Annotated in this window: 3 protein-coding genes; all 3 read left to right on the top strand. The window is 68.6% G+C overall.

Annotated elements, in window-relative coordinates; genetic code table 11:
• Nucleotides 1-26: 26 nt before the first annotated feature.
• On the top strand, nucleotides 27-938 hold the full coding sequence (locus V7067_RS11355; RefSeq protein WP_334176023.1) for an ABC transporter permease: 912 nt from the start codon (nucleotides 27-29) through the stop codon (nucleotides 936-938).
• A gap of 13 nt (nucleotides 939-951) precedes the next feature.
• Entirely contained in the window at nucleotides 952-2,457 is a 1,506-nt protein-coding gene (locus V7067_RS11350) for a sugar ABC transporter ATP-binding protein (RefSeq protein ID WP_334176017.1), read from the top strand.
• Nucleotides 2,458-2,468: 11 nt separating this feature from the next.
• Nucleotides 2,469-3,415 (top strand): ABC transporter permease (locus tag V7067_RS11345; RefSeq protein WP_334176016.1); only part of this gene is annotated, 947 nt, incomplete at its 3' end.

Genomic DNA, 3,415 nt, shown 5'->3' with positions numbered 1-3,415 from the left:
GTCTTCGCAGCATCGCCCCGCTTCTGGTGCTGGCGGCCATCGTTGCCGTCTTCACCCTCATCAACCCGGCCTTCCTGTCGGTGCGCAACATCGCCCGCATCGGCATCATCGCCTCGCCGGCGCTGCTGATCGCCATCGGTGTCACCTTCATCATCCTGATGGGCTCCATCGACCTGTCGATGGAAGGAACCGTCGCCTTCTCCGCCGTCGGCTTCGCAACGCTGTTCATGGCGCTGGGCGGCACGCTGGCCACAGGGTGGCCGGCGCTGATCGCGGCGGTTGCCATCGGCACCCTCGTCGGCGCCCTCAACGGCTTCATTCACGTCCGCCTCAGAATCCCGAGTTTCATGGCCTCGCTGTCCATCGGTTATGTCGGGCTCGGAGCGACCTACATCCTCTCCGGCGGCTATCGCATCACGGTTGCCGATCCGGCGTTCCGCGCGCTGCTCACGGTGCGCTTTCTGGAGATGCCGCTGATGGTGTGGGTTGCGCTGGCCGGGCTGGCCGCGGCCTGGTTCGTCCAGAACCACACCGTGCTCGGCCGCAACATCTACGCCATCGGCGGCGGCGAGGAACTGGCGCGCGCCAGCGGCCTGCATGTCGGCCGGGTGCGCATCATGGCCTTCGCGCTGGCCGGCTTCTTCTACGGGCTCGGCGCGCTGCTGTCGGTCGCCCGCATCGGCATCGCCGACGGCGATTCCGGCTCCAACCAGATGTTCACCGCCATCACCGCCGTGGTGGTCGGCGGCACCTCGCTGATGGGCGGCAGCGGCGGCGTGCTCAACACGCTCGTCGGCGTGATCATCGTCGCCGCCATCAGCAACGGCATGATCGTGGCCGGCCTGCCGAGCTACATCCAGAGCGGCGTTCTGGGCGCCATCGTCATCGTTGCGGTCGGACTGTCCGTCAGCCGCAAATCCCGCGACATCGTGAAGTGACGGAGCAGCGGCCATGTATCAGCTCATCGACGTGGTCAAGAGCTTCCCGGGCGTCAAGGCGCTGAAGGGCATCAGCCTCACCATCGGCCGCGGCGAGATCGTCGGCCTCGTTGGCGAGAACGGCGCCGGCAAGTCGACGCTCATGAAGATCATCTCCGGCGCCTACCGGCCGGATGCCGGCGAAATCCGCCTCAACGGCCAGCCGGTGCGCTTCGACAATGCCCGGCAGGCCATGGACCGCGGCATCGGCATGGTGTTTCAGGAGCAGTCGACCATCTCCAACCTGTCGGTCATGGAGAACATCTTCCTCGGCTTCGAGAAGCCGTTCGTGCGCCGCGGCGTCATCGACTGGAAGGCCATGGCGGCGGCGGCCCGCAAGCAGCTCGCCAAGGTGCGCCTCGATATCGACCCCGCCACCATCACCGGCACGCTGTCCTTTGCCGAGCGCCAGCTCGTGGAACTCGCCAAGGTGCTGACGCTGGAAGAGCGCGTCGAGGGCGATCTCATCATCCTGCTCGACGAGCCGACCTCGGTGCTGTCGCGCGCCGAAGTGGAGATGCTGTTCGCTCTGGTGCGCGACCTGCGCAGCCGCGCCTCGTTCATCTTCGTCTCCCACCGCCTCGACGAGGTGATGGACATCTCCGACCGCATCTATGTCTTCAGGGATGGCGAGGTGGCGGCCGAGATGACGAAGGCGGAAGCCGACGTGGAAACCATCCAGCACCGCATGGTCGGCCGCGATATCGACAAGCACTATTACCGCGAGCACCGCCAGCACCCCTACGATGCCGGCACCGTGCTGCTGGAGGCCGACGGGCTGTCGCAGGCCGGGCACTACCGCAACGTGTCCTTCGCGCTGCACGCCGGCGAGGTGCTGAGCCTCGTCGGCACCGAAGGCTCGGGGCGCGAGGCCATCATGCGCACGCTGTTCGGGCTGGAGCGGCCGCACCTCGGCGCGATCCGCATCAAAGGGGCCCCGGCCGGCCGCCTCTCCGCCCGCGAGAGCGTGGCACGCGGCATGGCCTATGTGCCGCGCGAGCGCAAGGTGGAAGGCATCGTCGCCGGCATGTCGGTCATGGAGAACATCACCCTGCCGCAGCTGGCCCGCTATTCCCGCGGCGGCGTGCTGCGCCACGGCGCGGAACGCGATCTGGCACGCGAATGGATCGGCGCACTTTCCATCAAGGCGCCGTCGGAAGCCGCGGACTGCGGCACCCTTTCCGGCGGCAACCAGCAGAAGGTGGTGCTGGCCAAGTGGCGCAGCGCCGGGGCCGACATCATCCTGCTCGACCACCCGACCCGCGGCCTCGATATCGGCGCCAAGGAAGACGTCTACGACATGGTGCGCGCCATGTGCGCCGACGGCTGCGGCGTCATCCTCATCGCCGACACGCTGGAAGAGGCCATCGGCCTCTCCCACACCATCCTCGTCGTGCGCGACGGCGACGTGCGCCGCCGCTTCGACTGCGCCCCCGGCGCAAAGCCCACGCTCTACGATCTCGTTCACGACATGGTGTGAGGGAAAAGACGATGCTCTCCAAGGCCGCCCCTCTTGCCGGCATCGCCGGCAGCAGCACCGCCCACGCCCGCAGCCGGCGCCTGCGCGCGTTGTTTCCGCTCATCACGCTGGCGGTGCTCATCGCCTTCGTCGGACTGCTCGATACGGCCTTCCTGCGCCCGGCCGCGCTCCTGGAAATGGGGGCCGATGTCGCGGCGCTGTTCATCATGGCGCTCGGCATCACCTTCGTCATCTATATCGGCAGCATCGACCTGTCGGCGCAGTCGGTCGCCTCGATGACGACGGTGCTCGCCACCGCCCTCGTGCCGGCCCTCGGGCTGGCGACGCTGCCGGTGGCGCTGCTCATCGGGGCCGGCGGCGGGGTCATCTCCGGCCTCGTCCATGTGCGCCTGAAGATCCCGAGCTTCATCACCACGCTGGCGGTCGGCGGCATCGCCTATTCGGTGGCGCAATATGTCTCCGGCGAGAAGTCGCTCGCCATGCCGGCAGACCTGCGCGAAAGCTGCTTCGGCTGGATGATCGGCAAGACCGGCGGCGTGCCGCGCGAGCTGATCGTGGCCGCCGTGCTGCTGGCGGTGACGCTGTTCATCGAGCGGCGCACGGTGCTGGGCCGCGTGCTGAAGGCCATCGGAGCCGGCGAGCCGGCGGCGGTGGGCGCCGGGCTCAGCGTGGCCCGCTACAAGGTGGCCGCCTTCGCGCTGGCCGGCAGCCTGTCCGCCTTCGCCGGCCTCATGCTGGCGGCCCGCCTTTCCGGCGGCTCGCCGACCGCGGCCAACCAGTTCCTGCTGCCGGCCATCGTCGCCGTGCTGGTGGGCGGCACGCCGCTGACCGGCGGTGTCGGCGGCGTGCTCAACACCGCGGTCGGCGCGCTCATCGTCGCCGTCATCCGCACCTCGATGGTCTATCTGGAGGTGCCGGCCGCCGCCCAGCAGATCTTCTTCGGCCTCATGCTGGTGGC

Origin of the sequence: Pseudoxanthobacter sp. (assembly GCF_036822375.1) — a bacterium.
GTDB lineage: Bacteria > Pseudomonadota > Alphaproteobacteria > Rhizobiales > Segnochrobactraceae > Pseudoxanthobacter.
The sequence above is the reverse complement of the archived record's forward strand: the minus strand, read 5'-3'. Positions and strand labels throughout refer to the sequence as shown.

Coding starts and splice junctions, on each gene's coding strand:
- V7067_RS11350 (WP_334176017.1), top strand. CDS start 952: ATGTATCAGCTCATCGACGTGGTCAAGAGCTTCCCGGGCGTCAAGGCG.